The 18632-nt window shown below is 45.6% G+C and carries 15 protein-coding genes and 1 pseudogene; 10 read left to right on the forward strand and 6 right to left on the reverse strand.

Annotation, left to right across the window (positions count from 1 at the left end):
• Nucleotides 1–114: 114 nt before the first annotated feature.
• Nucleotides 115–1851 (reverse strand): BCCT family transporter, encoded by a 1737-nt coding sequence (locus IQP38_RS02625; RefSeq protein ID WP_193837288.1) that lies wholly within the window; start codon nt 1849–1851, stop codon nt 115–117.
• Between the two features lie 319 nt (nt 1852–2170).
• Between IQP38_RS02625 and IQP38_RS02630 the strand changes: the two genes are divergently transcribed.
• From IQP38_RS02630 to IQP38_RS02650, 6 genes and pseudogenes are all read left to right on the forward strand, one after another.
• Nucleotides 2171–3358: an aromatic ring-hydroxylating oxygenase subunit alpha gene (locus tag IQP38_RS02630; RefSeq protein WP_054577059.1), complete on the forward strand. Its 1188-nt coding sequence runs from the start codon at nt 2171–2173 to the stop codon at nt 3356–3358.
• Between the two features lies 1 nt (nt 3359).
• Nucleotides 3360–4781 carry an aldehyde dehydrogenase family protein gene (locus IQP38_RS02635; RefSeq protein ID WP_169628845.1) on the forward strand — a complete coding sequence of 474 codons (1422 nt, stop codon included), beginning with the start codon at nt 3360–3362 and terminating at the stop codon, nt 4779–4781.
• A gap of 157 nt (nt 4782–4938) precedes the next feature.
• Nucleotides 4939–5100: pseudogene (locus IQP38_RS26160) on the forward strand (rubredoxin); the annotation flags it as partial.
• A complete protein-coding gene (locus IQP38_RS02640; protein ID WP_225491648.1) occupies nt 5089–6372 on the forward strand; it encodes an NAD(P)/FAD-dependent oxidoreductase in 1284 nt (427 codons plus the stop codon). The pseudogene IQP38_RS26160 and the gene IQP38_RS02640, both read left to right, overlap by 12 nt.
• A gap of 12 nt (nt 6373–6384) precedes the next feature.
• A complete protein-coding gene (locus IQP38_RS02645) occupies nt 6385–7701 on the forward strand; it encodes an NAD(P)/FAD-dependent oxidoreductase (protein ID WP_193837289.1) in 1317 nt (438 codons plus the stop codon).
• A complete protein-coding gene (locus IQP38_RS02650; protein ID WP_149191620.1) occupies nt 7698–8048 on the forward strand; it encodes an ethanolamine utilization protein EutQ in 351 nt (116 codons plus the stop codon). The genes IQP38_RS02645 and IQP38_RS02650 overlap by 4 nt, the downstream gene beginning before the upstream one ends.
• Nucleotides 8049–8274: 226 nt before the next feature.
• On the opposite strand, the gene azu is transcribed toward IQP38_RS02650, so the two are convergent.
• From azu to norR, 4 genes are all read right to left on the reverse strand, one after another.
• Nucleotides 8275–8727 (reverse strand): azurin, encoded by a 453-nt coding sequence (azu, locus tag IQP38_RS02655; protein WP_005375211.1) that lies wholly within the window; start codon nt 8725–8727, stop codon nt 8275–8277.
• Between the two features lie 335 nt (nt 8728–9062).
• A complete protein-coding gene (locus IQP38_RS02660) occupies nt 9063–9713 on the reverse strand; it encodes an HAD family hydrolase (RefSeq protein WP_064369655.1) in 651 nt (216 codons plus the stop codon).
• Between the two features lie 268 nt (nt 9714–9981).
• Nucleotides 9982–10500, reverse strand: coding sequence for a hypothetical protein (locus tag IQP38_RS02665; RefSeq protein WP_005375218.1), 519 nt, complete (start codon nt 10498–10500; stop codon nt 9982–9984).
• Nucleotides 10501–10899: 399 nt separating this feature from the next.
• Nucleotides 10900–12432, reverse strand: a complete 1533-nt coding sequence (gene norR, locus IQP38_RS02670; protein ID WP_025768529.1) for a nitric oxide reductase transcriptional regulator NorR — start codon at nt 12430–12432, stop codon at nt 10900–10902.
• 190 nt (nt 12433–12622) lie between these two features.
• Here norR and norV point away from each other — a divergent pair, with 190 nt between their 5' ends.
• The 4 genes from norV to IQP38_RS02690 all read left to right on the forward strand — a co-directional run bounded on the left by norV (nt 12623) and on the right by IQP38_RS02690 (nt 16725).
• Complete coding sequence (norV, locus tag IQP38_RS02675) at nt 12623–14125, forward strand: anaerobic nitric oxide reductase flavorubredoxin (RefSeq protein WP_193837290.1); 1503 nt, start codon at nt 12623–12625, stop codon at nt 14123–14125.
• A 10-nt stretch (nt 14126–14135) separates the two neighbouring features.
• Entirely contained in the window at nt 14136–15284 is a 1149-nt protein-coding gene (gene norW, locus IQP38_RS02680) for an NADH:flavorubredoxin reductase NorW (RefSeq protein WP_161441255.1), read from the forward strand.
• Between the two features lie 42 nt (nt 15285–15326).
• Nucleotides 15327–15662, forward strand: a complete 336-nt coding sequence (locus IQP38_RS02685; protein WP_193837291.1) for a DUF1971 domain-containing protein — start codon at nt 15327–15329, stop codon at nt 15660–15662.
• Between the two features lie 184 nt (nt 15663–15846).
• The gene (locus IQP38_RS02690; RefSeq protein ID WP_017821261.1) at nt 15847–16725 is read left to right on the forward strand and encodes an NAD(P)-dependent oxidoreductase; all 879 of its coding nucleotides are present in this window, start codon (nt 15847–15849) and stop codon (nt 16723–16725) included.
• Nucleotides 16726–16918: 193 nt separating this feature from the next.
• On the opposite strand, the gene IQP38_RS02695 is transcribed toward IQP38_RS02690, so the two are convergent.
• Nucleotides 16919–18358, reverse strand: coding sequence for a catalase (locus IQP38_RS02695; RefSeq protein WP_017635295.1), 1440 nt, complete (start codon nt 18356–18358; stop codon nt 16919–16921).
• Nucleotides 18359–18632 lie beyond the last annotated feature (274 nt).

The following is an 18632-nucleotide window of genomic DNA, read 5'->3' on the forward strand; positions in this document are numbered from 1 at the left end:
CAAATGAGGCCTCATACGGCTTTAAAATACAAAACGCCCGATGAAGTACATCGAGCGTTTTAGTTAAAAAGTGTCAACCCATATCAGGACGGGTCAGATTGATGAAACGACGCACTAACTTAGTACTGGTCCCTGATTGAGTGTGGAATCACTTTTTTGTGAGGATCTTGAAGCGATAGGCTCGGAAGCCACTGTTTTGCTTTCAACAAGCGGTTCAACAGGACCATCAAGTTTCTCTTGCTCTGGGTGAACATGCTCAGGCAGCATTGCCCATGGCTTAGGTTCGCGTCGAATACTATGAAACAGCGTTAAGCTCATCACCGCGATAAAAATGGCGATAGGGAAACCGGCAATAATGGAGGCCGTTTGCATTGCTTTTAACCCTCCTGCGTATAGAAGTACTCCCGCAATGGCTGCGATCATGATCCCCCACAATACGCGTATAGAGGTGGGAGGCTCACTGTGCCCAGCGGCATCGAGGGTACATAGAACCAAGGTACCCGAGTCTGCGGAGGTAATGAAATAAGTACCGAGTAATAGACACGCAAGCACGCTAAGTAGTTTACCAAACATACCTGTATCTAGATTGTCGAATAGCGTAAACAAAGCGCGTGTCGTATCGGCTTTAGTCGCTTCAAGAATCGGGCCGCCAGAAAAATCCGCAGGTGGTGTTTGTTTGGCTTCTTGTGCCGCAGTGACTTGCTCTTGATGAGCAACACGAGCGTCTTGCTCTACCTTCAACGCTGCACCACCAAATACTGAAATCCATAAAAACGTGATCAGCGTGGGTACGATGAGAGCACCGCCGATAAGTTCACGTATTGTGCGTCCTTTAGAGATACGAGCCACAAACATGCCAACGAAAGGTGCCCAAGTCATCCACCAAGGCCAGTAATAAGCCGTCCACCAGTTTTGCCAGCCAGAGTCATTCTGTGCATCGCTCCATAAGCTCATACCGACAATGTTTTGTGCATAAAGCCCTGTGCTTTCAAGTAGCGTATTTAAGATATAGCGAGTTGGACCAATGTAAAGTACTACTAGCACGAGTGCGAGTGAAAGCAGCATGTTCCATTCTGATAAACGGCGAATACCTTTTCCTACACCAGATAGCACCGACGCAACCGCACAAGTACAAAGGGAAACGATAATAAAGAGTTGAATCCCCAAACTAATTTCTAGACCAAAGGCTTGATTCAAACCAGAGTTTATTTGGATAACTCCCATCCCCAAGGTTTGAGAGATACCGAAAGCAGTCACCGCGACTGTTAGGATATCAACCGTGTGTCCGATAGGCCCATAAATACGATCACCAATCAAAGGGTACAAGATAGAGCGTAGGGTAAAAGGCAGATCTTTACGGTAGGAAAAGTAAGCTAATGCGAGTGCAACAATGATAAAGACAGACCAAGGATGTAGACCCCAGTGAAAGAATGTCAGTTTCATTGATGTTGTTGCGGCTTCATTGGTCAGGCCTTGAGTAAATGGGTTGTCAGCGTAATGCCACATCGGTTCGGCGACCGACCAGAAAATCAAGCCTATCCCCATGCCTCCGGAAAAAAGCATGGATACCCAAGACAAATAACTAAACTCTGGTTTTTCGTCATCTTTACTCAAACGAATATGCCCATATCGACTAACCATAAGGTAAAGAAGAAAACCGACAACGAGTGAAACAAGTCCGATGTAAAACCACTTCATATTCTGTAGCAAAATGCCGGAAATCGTTTCGAAGTATTGGCCCGCTTGATTGGCGAGAATGGCGCAGAAAAGTACAAAACCGATAACGACGATCTTTGATGCGATTGTCACAGTCGGATTGAGTCCTTTCAATATCCCAGATGTTGCTCTCATAGGCATCCCTCACAGTGCGTTTGTTTTAACGTTATTGTTTGTTGCGTTATTGTTAATTTTTGAAAGAGAGTAGAGAGAGGGCTTTTGTGTTTCAACTGATTAATACTCATCGGTTAATGAGTATTAATCATGACAAGAAGATCATTGTTAATTAAAAGGTTATTTTTTTGTTCGAGATCAATGCATGAATGACAAAAACTCATCCAAGCCCGGCGAAAAAGTCGTTTGTTTGTTGCCGGGTTGTTAATCAAAATCTTCTCCACTAACACAACACGATGTTGTACGCACTGGATGCAACTCGACTCTCGGAGATAAGAATATGAGCAATGTCAACCAAACCATTATTCCTGTTGAACTTGTTGATAATGTACTGAACCCAATCAGTGAAGCAACAGGAATGCCGAATCAGGCCTACACCAGCGAAGAGTATTTTACTTTTGAGCGTGATCAGGTGTTTGGTAACACTTGGGTATGTATTGGTTTTGCATCAGACCTGCTTAAAAATGGTTATGTGATGCCACTTGATTTCATGAATCTTCCACTACTCATGATGAGAAATCGCCAAGGTGAAGTCCAAGTTTTCCACAACGTATGTAGTCATCGTGGTATGAAGCTGGTTCATGAGGCAGGCGAAGTTCAAGGCATGATTCGCTGTCCTTACCATTCATGGACGTACGATCTTGACGGTAATCTAAAAGGCACACCACACATTGGTGGTATCGCAAAACACAAAGATGACCGATTTAAGTGTGAAAAACATGGCCTTAAGCCACTTCGTTCAGCCGTTTGGATGGACATGGTGTTCGTCAACTTATCGGGCAATGCAGAAAGCTTTGAAGAGCATATCGCGCCGCTAGAGCAACGTTGGCAGCAATTCTTAGGTGAAGAAGGATTAGGGCTTCTTCGCCGCGTGAACATGGGTGGCAACTTAGAGATAGAAGTGAAAAGTAACTGGAAGCTTGCCGTAGAAAACTACTGTGAAGCTTACCACTTACCTTGGGTGCATCCGAGTTTGAACAGTTATTCTCGCCTAGAGGATCACTACAACATCATGTTTGCAGAGCGTTTTGCTGGCCAAGGTAGTCTCGCATACAACCTCTCTGATACTGCAGGAACACACTTACCTAAATTTCCAAACTGGCCAGAAGATAAACTGCGTCATGCAGAATATGTTGCACTCTTTCCAAACGTGTTGCTTGGTATTCAAGCCGATCATGCCTTTGCGATGATGATTGAACCAATCACTGCGAATAAGAGTGTTGAGCACCTACGTGTTTTCTATGTGGGTGATGAAGCAACGAAAGATGAGTTCGCTGCGTGCCGTACTGCTACCGTTGAGTCATGGCGAGTCGTATTCGGCGAAGATATTGGAGCGGTCGAGGGCATGCAGGAAGGTCGTTACTCACCTGGCTTTGGTGGTGGTGTGTTCTCACCAGAAATGGATGTTCCGACGCATTTCTTCCAAACCTGGTTGGCAAAGCAAGTGAAAGCGGCACTGGAGCAGTAATATGATGCATTACCTTAATTATATTGATGGTGAGTGGTGCGATTCAGAGCAAGCGCTGACCGTCATGAACCCTGGCACAGCCGAAGCGTATGCGACGATTGCAGAAGCCACTATCACCGATGCCGATCGCGCAATGGCAGCGGCACGTCGAGTGGTCTATCAAGGTCTTCTTTCGGACGTTCGTCCCGCCGTCAGAACCGAGTGGATGTTAAAAGCCGCCGCAGCTATTCGTGAAATGGTTGATGAAGGTGGGTTAGTTGCCTGTCGTGAAAATGGGAAATCTTTGCAAGATGCCAAAGATGAGTTTTTAGAGTCGGCACGTTACTTCGAATACTACGCTGGCATGGCCGACAAGCTGGAAGGCACGTCAATTCCGTTGGGTAAAGACTATGTCGACTTCACTCAATATGTGCCGTTTGGCGTGTCAGTGCAGATTGTGCCGTGGAATTTCCCTGTCTCTATTTGTGCACGCTCATTGGCACCTGCATTAGCCGCAGGTAACGCAGTGGTGATCAAATCGCCAGAGATTTCTCCACTTGCCATGACGTTGTTGATTAAAGCGATTGAAAAAGCGGGCTTCCCAAAAGGCACGATTAACTTGCTATGTGGCAAAGGCTCAGTCGTTGGCAGTCATTTGGTGCAGCATCAAGACGTTGATCAAATTGTCTTTACAGGTTCTGTGCCGACCGGCCAACGCATACTGAAAGATTCAGCGCAACGCGCCACACCATCTGTGATGGAGCTGGGTGGTAAATCGGCCGCTATCGCACTGAAAGATGTGAGTCTCGAAACGCTTTTACAAAGCGTTCAAGTCGGTATTTTCTTTAACGCTGGTCAAGTTTGTTCGGCAATGTCTCGTTTGCTAATTCAAAAAGAGCGTTATGAAGAAGTAAAAGCGGCGGTAGTGGAAATGGCAAAAAGCCTAACCATTGGCCAAGGCGAAAGCCAGCCGGACATCACACCGTTGGTATCGGCTGATCAACAAGCACGCGTGCTTGAAATGATAGAACAAGCAAAAGCCGACGGCGCGAACATCCTAACGGGTGGGTACGCCCCTGATTTGTCAGGTTACTTTGTGGCACCGACGGTGATTGAAGCCTCACCAGATATGCGTATTGCTCAAGAAGAAGTGTTTGGCCCTGTACTGGTAATTACACCGTTTGAAACCGAGCAAGAGGCCGTTGAAATCGCGAATGGCACCGATTTTGGCCTGGTCGCTGGTGTCTTTGGTGAAAGCCTAAACCAAACATTGCGTGTGGCACAGCAACTGCGTGGTGGACAAGTGTTCATCAATGAATGGTTTGCTGGTGGCATCGAAACACCATTTGGTGGCGTGGGCTTGTCCGGGTTTGGGCGAGAAAAAGGACAAGAAGCGATTTATAGCTACGTCCAGACACGCAATATTGCCATTCGTTTGCAGTAAGACAGCAACGTATAGCTACCGTGTAACTGTATTTTCATCACCTCGTACCGGCTTGGATTTCAGACCACAAGCTAGGGCGAGGTTGATGGAATCACAACAAATCTGACAGCGGTTTGTAAACACGGAAATTCTGAACAAGGTAGTTGGAGTATAAGTGATGAGAAAGTGGCTCTGTATTATTTGCGGCTTAATCTATGATGAAGCACAAGGTTGGCCATCCGATGGCATTGCACCAGGAACAGCATGGGAAGATGTACCGGATGACTGGTTATGTCCTGACTGTTTAGTGGGTAAGGCCGATTTTGAAATGATCGAAATCACCGACGATGCGCCACTAGAAGAGGTTGCAGCTGTGTCTTCGGTGTCGGTAGAAGCGTCTGTTCAGCGAAATACGGCTCAGCCTCTTCCATCTGAAGTTACTCAACCTGTATTCTCAAATGACCCTATCGTTATCATCGGTAGTGGCCACAGTGGTTACCAGTTGGCGGCGGCACTTAGAGCACAATCCGAGACGGTTGCTATCACCGTCTTTACCGCTGATGATGGCGCTTTGTACAGCAAACCAGCTTTGTCTAATGCGTTGGTCATGAACAAAGACGGCGACGCGCTGCAAAGTGAAAGCGCGTTGAAGTGGGAAAGCCGTCTCAATATCCGCGTTTACCCGCATACGCGTGTTGAACAGATCGATCGTGCCAATTCAACGCTACATACCTCCATCGGTAAATACGCCTACAGCCGCTTGGTACTGGCAACAGGTGCATCACCGATTGAAATCCCAATTGAGGGCGATCGCTCTTGGGTTATGAGTGTGAACGACTTAGTTGACTACCGCCGTTTCAGATCGGAGCTGCAAGACAAAAAGCGCATCGCGATCCTAGGTGATGGCTTAATTGGCTGTGAGTTCGCGAATGACCTGATCGAAAGCGGTTATGAAGTGACAGTTATCGGGTTGGGTCAATGGCCAATGGAGCGTTTGATCCCGCAACAGTTGGGTGAATCATTACAAAGTGCACTCGCCGAACGAGGCGTGCAATGGGCTCTACAAGACAGTATCGCCAGAATCGAGCCAAGGTCCGAATCCAGTGCGGTTTTACATCTGAACAGTGGCAAGCAGATTGAAGCAGACCTAGTGCTAAGCGCGGTTGGACTCAAGCCAAATGTTTCTCTGGCTGAGCAAGCAGGGCTCGAAGTGGGCCGTGGCATTAAAGTGAATCAATTCGGCCAGACGAGTGATGAGAATATTTACTCGCTAGGTGACTGTGTTGAAACTGAGCAAGGTTGGCAGCCCTATATTGCACCGATTAATCAAATGATCCCTTCTGTAGCGAAAAGCTTGCTAGGCGATGTCGCCCCTATCTCGTTAACACCAACTCCAGTGATTGTAAAAACGCCGATTCTTCCACTCACGATTTTCCCGGTAGCCGCTGAAGAACAGGGACAATGGTACATCGAGAACCAAGCAGATGAATTGACCGCTGCGTTTTATTCACCAGAAGGAGCAATGCTCGGTTTTGCGTTGCTAGGAAGAAAAGTACAGTCATTACGCGGCCCTTGGCTAGATCAATTGTCATTGAAACTGTCAGCAGCGTAGCGGAGAAAAAAGATGATTCATTTACCCAATGATGACGTGACGTGTGGTTGGTACCATGCGTTGCCAAGTATTCCAGAAAAATCGGCGTTAAAAGGTAAACAAAGTGCTGACTATGCCGTGTTAGGTGCCGGTTTCGCAGGCCTAGCTATGGCAAGACGTTTAGCTGAACTTATGCCTAATGCACGAATTATACTGATTGATGCGCAACGTATCGGCCAAGGGGCTTCAGGAAGAAATTCGGGCTTTGTTATCGATTTGCCTCATAAGTTTTCACTTGAGCATCCCGACCCTGAGCACAAGCAAAAGTTATTATCACTCAACCGTTCTGCGATTGCTCAGCTAAACACTTTAGTGTCGAAGCACAGTATTTCTTGTCAGTGGTCAGCAAAGGGCAAATATCAAGGAGCCGTAGGGGCGCGCGGTGAAGCGTATCTCGATCACTTTGAGCACCTAATGAAAGACCTTGGCGAACCATACTTCCATGTTAATGGCAGTGAGCTGGCGAGAGTCTTGGGAACAAACTACTACAGCCGCGCAATTTACACGCCAGGTGGTTATTTAATGCAACCTGCTGCTTTGGTGCGTGGGCTAGGGGAAAGCCTTCCAGAGAATGTCGAGGTGTTAGAGAACTCGCCAATCCGCAAGCTCAGTAAAGAAAACGGTTGCTGGGTATTACATGGAGATAGAGGCTCTGTTGAAGCCCCTGAACTGCTGCTTGGGACCAGCATTTTTACTCGGGAGTTTGGTTATCTTAAAAACAGACTACTTCCAGTGATGACGTTTGCAAGCTGGACGCGTCCATTAACCGACGCAGAAATGCAGCGATACGGAGGTGAGCTGAATTGGGGGTTAACTCCAGCTGATCATGCGGGAACGACGTTACGTATGACCGCCGATCGACGTATTTTGATCCGCAATACTTACAAACACGTGCCGAAATATGGCTCAAGCATGAACGATAAAGTCAGAGAACAAATTCGCGACGATCATCGTCAGGTCTTTCTGGCGCGTTATCCCGAGCTGGCCGACGTACCATTTACTCACACATGGGGTGGGGTGTATGCCATCTCTCGTAACTTTACTAACTTTTTCGGTCAATTAGATGAAGGTGTTTATGCCAGCGCTTGTGACAATGGTGTTGGTGCTGCGTGGGGAACCATTTCTGGAACACTGTTAGCTGACTATGTCGTTGGTGCGACATCTAAATCATTGGATGACATACAGCAAGTGACAGGAATGCCTTGTTTGAATCCGCCAGAGCCTTTTTTAGGTTTGGGAGTAAAAACGCGTATCCAATTAGCAAAATGGCAAAGCCGGAGTGAATTATGAAGCCAGTCAAACTTGTTGATAGTAAAAGTCTAGATTTCAATGTTCGTGGTGATACGCCAGGAATGGCGTATGTTGCCAGGGCGTTAAGCCCAGAAATTTCACCAAACATAGGCGTAGGCTTTGCTAAATGGGAAGGCGCTCAAGTGGCTTGGACAGTGCTTTATGATGAGGTTATTTTCGTGATTGAAGGCTGTTTCGAGCTGACCGCAAATGGTGAAACACATTTTGTGCACCCAGGTCAGATGCTGTGGATACCGGAAGGGACTGAATTGGTTTATGGTGGGCATGCTCTGTTCGGCTATGTGGTTCATCCAGGAAACTGGAAAGAGTTACATGGTATTGAATGACTTTTATCATTTAGTTGTGTTTCGGAAAGGCAAAATAAAAATCTGATTTTTAACCATAACTTTTCGCAAAAGAACTTAATCTCAATGGAGCAAGGGTTTCATACTTGCTATGTTTCTTGGTCACGTTTCCAGACGTGTTAGACCTTTCTCAATTGCTATTTTATCTATCAAAAAGGGAAGCCTTGGCTTCCCTATAATGAGTCTTCTTTTGGCTTGGCTAAAGCTTTTATTTTAGCTCAAATTTACCCTGCATGATTGCCCAGTGACCCGGGAACGAACAGAAGAATGAATAGTCACCGCCGGCTTTCATTTTCTCAGTACTGAACGTAATGCTGGTGCTTTCACCGCCACCAATTACTTTTGTGTGAGCGTAGACGCGATCATCATTTGGTTTTACGTAGTTATTTTCTGCTCCAGCTGCCATGCCATCAGTACCGACTGCTTGTAGGTTGGCTGTGTCAGAGATGACCACGTTGTGACCCATCGATTGCGCTGGCATCTTACCTGTGTGATTCAGCGTTAGTTTTACCTCTTTACAAGTGGCTGGTACGCTCAATGTTTTAGTAGAAAACTGCATCATATCGTTAGCATCTAATGACACTTCACACTCGGCACTGGCTTGGGCACCAAAGCTCATTCCTACTAATGCGAAGGTTGTTGCTAATAAACGTAAAGACATATAACACTCTCCATTTTGTATTTTAGGCTGACTTGGATTGATCTTATCCAATAGTTCTCATTATCAGCCAATTTTCACTCCAAAAACGTGCTTCAATCGGTATATTGACGTTTTGTTGCAAGCTTGTACTGGTCAGTTCCGCTATTTGATCACTCAAATGCCTTATTTCATGCGATTGCGTGAGTTAAATCAAAAGTCGTGATTAGCCAGAGTTAAGGTGAAAATAATCTCTCTAAACGGGTGGCAGAATTGTTTGGTTTTACGGTATTGGAGAGGTTTCGAGAAAGAAGCTCAGCTAAATTGCTGAGCTTCTAGAGAACAGACGACAAGTAGACCTAGCGAGTTTGCTTTAACGCATGCAACACATCATGCAGTGAAGGTGCGACAGTATGGCCTAATTGCTTTATTTCGTCACAAGGCTCAACCAAATCAGGGATTTGATAAGTGATCATGTTCGCTGCTACAGCAGCACGCACGCCATTATTTGAATCTTCAAAGGCGAGACATTTGGTTGGATCTACGCTTAGACGACTTGCTGCAAGCAGGTAGATCTCTGGATCAGGTTTGCCGTGTGACACTTCACAGCCCGTCGTTAAGTTGTCGAAATACTTGCTTAGGCCCGCTAACTCCAACTTCTTCTGTGCCACTTCTTTTGCTGTAGAAGTGGCGACTGCAATTGGCAACCCTTGGCTTTTCAACCACTCAAGCAGCTCAATCACCCCTTCTTTTACAGGTATCGCTTGGTGCTTAACCACAGCGTCGTAACGGTCGCGCCACTCTTCGTGTAAGCGGTCAAGATCATCCCCATAAGCTTTACGAAAAATCACTTCAATGCCCGCTGCATTGCGACCAATGATTGAAAGGTAAACATCTTTATAGAAGGGTAGGTTCTGGGCTTCACATGCTTTTTGGAAAATATGCATACAGACGCGCTCAGTATCAAGGAGCAAACCATCCATATCAAAAATAGCAGCTTGGTAGTTCATTACATTAAGACTTTTTGGTTGGGATGGCGCATTTTGACACAAGCAGATCGGTTTTTCTTCTAAAAATTAGAACTTGATTTTGATCCTATGAGTTCACATTGCCTCTGAACACACTATACACAGAGTCTATAAATTAGGTGTGAAATATAATATTTTTAAAATTATAAAAATTCAGTTAAATAGATAAAACTCTATCTTAATATAAGCTAGAGTTTTATTAATATTCTATTGTTATTTTAACTATTGGATAATTTATTAATAGTTAAAATTAATAATAAAATAATACCAAGTCACGATTGTTTACGACTGCATGAGTGTACCAGCTCTTGACTTCAGATATTTGTTGCTCTGATAAGCCTCCGAAGTCAACGTTATCTTGGTGAATATCTTGATTTTTTATCATAAAAACAACAGGGAAATCGTCAGGGAATGGGAATTTTATAGGATAATCGGTATTAGTGAATGGAATATCGCAGAAATCGTTTACATCGCAAGGATACCAAGAGTTATTGGATAAGTAATAACCAGTTATCTTACATATAGCTTCAAGCAAGTAAGCATAGGCGTAACCCAAGTGACTGTATTTTATCTCTTCAGACAACATTTGCATAAGAAGCTCTTCAGCTCGGATGCTTTCGCCACTACTTTCCAGCATTTCATTAATCACCTTAAAGGAGTCTTGACACCTTTCCATTATGGCTTTTTCTAGCTCTGGATTACGCTCATTCTTTAGTACGTTAAAAACCTTTTCAGTATCTAATGAATATACTGTCGCCCCATATCCCATATTTTATTCTCCTCACTTTTATACAGTTAAATTCATTTAAGTGTTTTTTATCGAAGGGATTATATTTTGATGTTTTTTGAAGGTAAAGTGTATATATAGAGGTTGTATTTATTATGATGAACTTTGAAAGTTTAGATTCTTAAAATAAATACTATATATTTAATTTTATTAGATCTAGCTCATAAAAATACCTTAACTATTATTGTGTTTATTGTTAAGGGTTATTAAATCTGTGAGGTGGTTCAAGACAATAAAATTTAGAAGAAAATACCGTCAAACTTAGGTAGCTATTCTATCTGAGCACTCAGCCCACTACTTATGGTGGGCTGAGTGCACGGTTGGGCATCAGGCACATTATTTGGCGATGAATATGCCATATTAGGTGATATTCGTTAGTGTCTATTTTATCCCTAGGCGTTTTGCTAAGCGGTGTAAATTACCGTTATCTAATTCAAGCTGACGTGCAGTTGCTGCCCAGTTACCTTGGTTCTCTTCCAGAGCTCGAACAATCATCGCTTTTTGGAAGGCATCTGTGGCAGGCTTCAATCCGCCTTCTGGTAGCTCAAGCCAAGAGTTTTGTTCCGCTTCTTCAATGTTCTTGATGTTCTGATTCGGCGTTCTAATATCAAAATCTTGCTCAACCAACTCAATGTCCAAGGCGTGAGTACGCGCTTTTGCCAAAACACCGGCACGTTTAATGACATGTTCAAGCTCTCGCACGTTGCCTGGCCATGAATAGTCTTTGAGTGCCTGCACCAAAGTGGGGGACAAACGAATGCTGTTCAATCCCAATTTGCTTCTTAAGCTCTCAGCGAAAAAGCCTGCGAGTAATACCACATCGTCTTCACGTTCACGAAGAGGTGGAACATGAAGCGGGAAGACGCTTAGACGATGATACAAGTCGGCTCGGAAGCGACCAGCAGTCACTTCTTCATGCAATATACGGTTAGTAGCGGCGACAATGCGTGTGTTGACTCGAATATGGCGGTCATCACCCACACGTTGAATGTCGCCGTATTGTAGGGCTCGAAGTAACTTGGCTTGCAGCTCTAACGACAGTTCGCCGACTTCATCCAAAAACAGTGTGCCGCCATCGGCTTGTTCGAACTTACCTTTACGATTGCTGATTGCGCCTGTAAATGCGCCTTTGATATGGCCGAACAACTCGCTTTCCGCGACTGATTCCGGCAGCGCTGCACAGTTGAGGTAAACCAAAGTATTGTTCGAGCGGCTAGAGCGATGGTGAATAGCGCTGGCAACCAACTCTTTACCTACGCCCGTTTCTCCCATGACCAACACAGACAATTCCGTATCGGCGACTGCATCAATCTGCTCTTGAAGATTCTTCATGCCCTGAGAGTTGCCAATGATTTCGTTACTTAAGGTGCGCTTCTCGGCGTAAGAGTCGCGTGGCAGGCTCGCTTGTGTCTCTAGTTGTTCTAGTAGGAGTGCAGTGTGAAGGCCACCTGCTGCCAACGCGCTGACAAAACGTAACTCTTGGTTGCGTAGCCCATCAAATTGGTTGGGGTCGAAGGCGTCAATCGTAATGGCACCAATCAGTTGATCGTCGATCAGCAGAGGTAAACCAATGCAGGAATGGACATGCAGTTTGTCATCGTGGTTTGGAATCAAGCCGTCGTATGGATCAGGTAAGTCGCTGTCGGAGGGAAAGCGCACGATATCGCCTGCTCGGGCAATGGCTTCTAACCTTGGGTGCTGCTCAATGGAGAAACGGCGTCCAAGGACCTCTTTCGCCAATCCATTGATCGCTAAAGGTTTAAAGTGCTGGTCTTCATACAAAAGAAGGGCAGAAGAGTCACACTTCAATACCTCTCGAATCGTGGTTAATAACGTGTCAAAGCGAGCTTGTTGAGTGAGCGCCGAGTTAAGGTCTTGCGTGATGTGTAGCCATTGCGCGATTAAAGAAGTCATAGCCAATACCGATTGTGTCAATATGACTATTGTAGTGTCTTAATGACAATTTTCAACTGTGTCTAAATGACACTTGTTAAAGTTGATTTTTAATTAAGGTGTTGAAATATATAGTAATTAAAAGTTGGCACGCCCGGTGCAATACAAGAAGAAATTATTTTTGTTTATCCCGTCATTCAAGGTAGTAATTATGACAATTCACGTAAAAAACAACATTCACTGGGTAGGTCAACGCGATTGGGAAGTTCAAGACTTCCACGGTACAGAATACAAAATGACAAAAGGTACCAGCTACAACAGTTATCTAATTCGTGAAGAGAAAACCGTATTGATTGATACGGTCGATCATCGATTCAGTCAACAATTCATCCAAAATTTAGAAATGGAAATCGACCTTAAGTCTATCGACTTTATTGTGGTAAACCATGCAGAAGAAGATCACTCAGGCGCATTGTCGGCATTGATGGAGAAAATTCCGAACACGCCAATTTACTGTACAGAAGCGGCGATTGATTCGATTGTGGGTCATCACCACCATCCTGAGTGGAACTTCAAAACCGTAAAAACGGGCGATAGCATCGATATTGGTAACGGTAAGCAATTGGTCTTCGTGGAAGCACCGATGCTGCATTGGCCAGACAGCATGATGACTTACCTAACGGGCGATGCAGTGTTATTCAGCAATGACGCATTTGGTCAGCACTATTGCGATGAACGTCTGTTCAATGATGAAGTGGATCAAAATGAGTTGATGGAACAGTGTTTGCGTTACTACTCAAATATCTTAACGCCATTCAGCAGCTTGGTAACCGCAAAAATCAAAGAAGTGCTGAGCTTCAATTTGCCTGTCGACATGATCGCCACGTCACACGGTATTGTATGGCGCGATAATCCGGTTCAAATCATCGAGCAATACTTAGCATGGGCAGACAATTATCAAGAAGATCGCATTACGATTTTCTACGATTCTATGTCAAATAACACCCGAATGATGGCCGATGCAATCGCGCAAGGCATTCACGATGTCGACCCTGGCGTGGCGGTCAAAGTCTTTAATGTCTCTAAGCATGATAAGAATGAAATTCTCGCCAACGTATTCCGCTCAAAAGGCATCTTGGTTGGTTCGTCTACCATGAACAACGTCATGATGCCGAAGATCGCAGGCATGCTAGAAGAAATTACCGGTCTGCGCTTTAAGGCGAAGAAAGCCGCTGCATTCGGTAGCTACGGGTGGAATGGTGGCGCGGTGGATCGTATCCATGCTCGGTTGACCGACGCAGGTTTTGAAACCGCAGTGAGCTTGAAAACCAAATGGCGACCAGATGGTAAAGCGATGCGTGAATGTCGCGAACATGGTCAAAACATCGCGAAATTGTGGGCAAAGCATGATCTGACAAGTCCTGTTCTTGCTCCGGCGATTGCTGCGTCTGCGCCACAAGTTCAATCACAACCCGCTGCGCCAGCGACAACACAGGCGGTAGTAGATGCTGCTCCTAGCAACCCTAGTACTGAGGCGCATCCTGCAGATTGTCAATGCATGGTTTGTACGGTTTGTAATTGGGTATACGACCCAGCTAAAGGCGAGCCTAATCAAGGCGTTGAACCGGGCACGGCATGGTCTGAAGTGCCAGATTACTTCTTGTGCCCAGAATGCCATTTGGGTAAAGACGTCTTTGTCGAATACAACGGGTAAGGGGGCGAATATGCAAGCACCTATTGTGATTATTGGTAGCGGCTTTGCGGCTTACCAATTGGTGAAAACAGTGCGTCGAATGGACGCACATATTCCGCTGCAAGTGTTTACTGCTGATGATGGCGCGGAATACAACAAGCCCGATTTGAGTCATGTATTCAGCAACAAGCAAACCGCCCGAGACTTGGTAGTTAAAAGTGGTGAGGCGTTTGCACAGGAACACAACATCGAACTGTTCGCCCATACCAAGGTTGAGCATGTCGACGTGCAAGCTCAGCAAGTGGTCGCCAAAGGCCAAACCTATCCTTATTCCAAACTGGTGTTTGCGACAGGCGCGAAAGCCTTTGTGCCACCAATATCTGGCGATGCAGCACCTGAGGTGATAACGCTAAACTCGCTACAAGAATATCAATTAGCGGAAGAGCAAATTAGCCGTGCGAAACGAATTCTAGTAATGGGTGGTGGTTTGATCGGCGTCGAGATCGCCATGGATCTCGCAACCAGTGGTAAAGCCGTTACGGTGGTTGAGCCAAATCCCCGTTTGCTCGCTAACTTGATTCCTGAATTTGTTGCATTACCGCTGGAGAATCAACTTAAGCAGCAAGGTATTCAACTTGCTTTGGAGACTGGAGTTGTCGCGATCAATCACTCGGAAGATTCGCTGGTGGCAAGCTTGAGCAAAGGTAAGGAAATCGAAGCCGATGTAGTGATTTCAGCGGCGGGTTTACGTGCAAACACTTGGTTAGCGAAGGCTTGTGGGGTGAGTGTCAATAAAGGCATCGAGGTAGATGCCCGATTACAGACATCAGCAGCCAATGTATTTGCATTAGGCGATTGTGCTGAGATCCAAGGTCGAATGATGCCGTACCTCCAACCGATCGTGCTAAGTGCCAATGCTTTGGGCAAACAACTACTGGGGCAAGAAGCAGAGTTGAAACTACCGCCTATGATGGTAAAGGTCAAAACGCCGAGCTACCCAATTCAATTGGCAGGCGATTTTAGTTCGGTGACGAACTGGAGCGTGCAGATTTCTCAAACTGGCATTGCCGCGAAAGCAGAAGATGAAAATAGCCGACTCATGGGCTTCGTCGTGACGGGAGAACAAGTTACGCAAGCATTTCCACTACTCCGAGAGTTGTCTCAAGCCGCTCAGGCTTAACCGATTTTAACGAAAAGAATTGTAATTAGAGAGGGTATCATTATGTCGCATCTAAGAATTCCTAAAGACTGGACTGTTCAACGTTCAACGCCTTTCTTCACTAAAGACAATGTGCCACCAGCGCTACTGACTCATCATAATACCGCTGAGGGAGTGTTTGGACAGCTGTGCGTCATGGAAGGGCAAGTGACTTACTACGGCTTTGCTGATGAAAATGCCACAGAAGCAGAAGTGGTGGTGATTAATGCAGGCCAGTTTGCTACAAGCCCACCGCAGTACTGGCACCGTATTGAGATGAGCGATGATGCTCAGTTCAACATCAATTTCTGGTCGAACAAAGATAAGAGTGGGCAAGCGATGTTCCACGCTAAGCAGTAGTAAACCTTTTTAAGTGCTTTGACTGTTATGCTAATCGTCAAGTAAAGGGGTGTAGAAGGCGCAATAAACGAACTGAAATACTGGATCATCGAGACCGTGGAAAGAGAAATCACGAGTAATGATTTCAATTCTTTAGTAGCATGTTACGAAACATTTCAGTCAGGTGAACTAAGGGAAGCGTGCAATGGAAAAACAACGAGTAGCATTTATTGGTCTGGGTGTGATGGGATACCCAATGGCTGGTTACCTAAGTAAAGCGGGCTTTGAAACCAAAGTATACAACCGCACAAAAGCGAAAGCCGACAAATGGGCTGAAGAATACCAAGGCGTAGCTTGTGAAACACCACGTGAAGCGGCGGAAGGCTGTGACATCGTTTTTACCTGTGTGGGTAATGATGATGACGTTCGTAGCGTTGTTTACGGTGAAGAGGGCATTCTGGTCGGCTTGAAAGCGGACGCAGTGCTAGTCGATCACACGACAACTTCTGCAGACCTAGCGGTTGAGCTGGCTGAAGCGTGTGTTAAGTACGGTAATCACTTTATTGATGCGCCAGTTTCTGGTGGTCAAGCGGGCGCAGAAAATGGTGTTCTAACCATCATGTGTGGTGGTGAACAAAGCATTTTTGACCGTGTGTCTCCGGCGATGGATGTGTACGCGAAGCAGATGACACTACTGGGTGAAAACGGTCAGGGTCAACGCTGTAAGATGGTAAACCAAATCTGTATTGGTGGCGTTTTACAAGGGCTGAGTGAAGCTTTGTTGCTGGCACAAAAATCAGGCTTGGACATCGCTCAAGTTGTAGAAACACTTAAGCATGGCGCTGCAGGTTCTTGGCAGATGGAAAACCGCGCAAATACGATGGCTGAAGACAAGTTCGATTTTGGCTTCGCTATTGATTGGATGCGCAAAGACTTAGGTTTCTGTCTGCAAGAAGCTGAGCGAGTGGGTCTAGAACTTCCACTGACTAAGAAAGTGGATGAGCAATACGCAGACCTTCAACGTGATGGTTTAGGTCGCATGGATACATCAGTACTGATCAAAGCGGTCGCTAAAAATCAGTAGTTGATGAATCAGTAATAGATAAACAGTTCTTTGGTATCAAAGAGCTTAAAGAAATCTAAGTTAATCATAATGAATCACCTTGAGCATGTTTTGTGACTTGTGATTAAGGATTAGTGATTTGAAATCAGGAGGTGCTGTAGAGTACCTCCTTTTTCGTCTTTAAATCACGCAGTGTAATGATTGCAGCGTTCGCTTACTTGTTTAAGCCTAGTGCAATTTCAAGACCTTTGCCGTACGCTTCGTCCGCTTGGTATGCGTGTTGAACGTGGCGCTGTTGGATGAACTCTGGCACACCGTCCATTGCGCGAGCTGTGTTATCGAACAGAGTTTGACGTTGCTCTTCGCTCATCAGACGGAATAGGTCACCCGCTTGGCTGAAGTAGTCTTCGTCTACACGATGATCGTAGTGATCAGCGTTGCCATTGATGCGTAGAGGTGGCTCAGAGTAATCTGGTTGCTCTGCCCATTCTTGTTTGTAGTTTGGCTCGTAACCCAGTGTTGAACCAAAGTTGCCATCAACGCGCATTGCGCCATCACGGTGGTAGCTGTGAACAGGGCAACGAGGTGCGTTCACTGGGATTTGATGATGGTTCACACCTAGACGGTAACGCTGAGCATCGCCGTAAGCGAACAGACGACCTTGTAGCATTTTATCTGGAGAGAAGCCGATACCAGGTACGACTGCAGCTGGGTTGAACGCTGATTGCTCAACTTCTGCGTAGAAGTTTTCTGGGTTACGGTTCAGTTCGAACTCACCAACTGGGATCAGTGGGTAATCTTTTTGAGACCATACACGTGTTAGGTCGAATGGGTTGAAGTTGACTTCATCCGCTTCTAGCTCAGGCATGATCTGTACGTACATCTTCCATTTAGGGAAGTCTTGGCGCTCAATCGCTTCGTAAAGGTCACGGTGATGGCTTTCGCGGTCTTTACCTACGATCGCTTCTGCTTCTTGGTCAGTCAGGTTCTTGATGCCTTGCTGAGTTTTGAAGTGGAATTTCACCCAGTAACGCTCGTTTTCTGAGTTGATGAAGCTGAATGTGTGGCTACCAAACCCATGCATATGACGGTAAGAAGCTGGGATACCACGGTCACTCATTACGATAGTCACTTGGTGGAATGCTTCTGGTAGTGATGTCCAGAAATCCCAGTTGTTGGTAGAGCTACGCATGTTAGTGCGAGGGTCGCGTTTTACTGCGTGGTTTAGGTCTGGGAATTTTAGTGGGTCACGTAGGAAGAATACTGGTGTGTTGTTACCAACCAAGTCCCAGTTACCTTCTTCAGTATAGAATTTTAGTGCGAAACCACGGATGTCACGTTCTGCGTCTGCTGCACCGCGCTCACCAGCTACAGTAGTGAAGCGAGCGAATAGTTCTGTTTTTTTGCCGATGTCAGAGAAGATCTTAGCGCGAGTGTATTTTGTGATGTCGTGCGTTACTGTGAACGTACCGTAAGCACCAGAACCTTTTGCGTGCATACGACGCTCAGGGATCACTTCGCGGTCAAAGTGTGCCAATTTTTCAAGGAACCAAACGTCTTGTAATAGTTGAGGGCCACGAGGACCTGCAGTCATAACGTTTTGGTTATGTGCGACAGGGCAGCCTGCTGCTGTAGTCAATTTCTTGTTTGTCATTTTTCTTCCCCCTCCAGGGTTCAATACCTTAGAAACTGTAGAGGAGGTTATTACGGAAAAGCTGGGGGAGAAAACTGATATTGCTTATCAATTCAATAGATGGTGACTATGGTCGAAACTATATTAGAATCAGAAATTTACTACATTAGCTTGATTGACATAACAATCGGCGTTCTCGAAAGCGATTGACTGGGGGGAGCGCTATCCAGTTAGCGTGTCTGCGATGCTAGTAATATCGCCCCTTAAATGAAGTTTTACGTGTCATCAAAGGGGC

Source organism: Vibrio sp. OPT41 (assembly GCF_015163595.1).
Taxonomy (GTDB): Bacteria; Pseudomonadota; Gammaproteobacteria; order Enterobacterales; family Vibrionaceae; genus Vibrio; species Vibrio alginolyticus.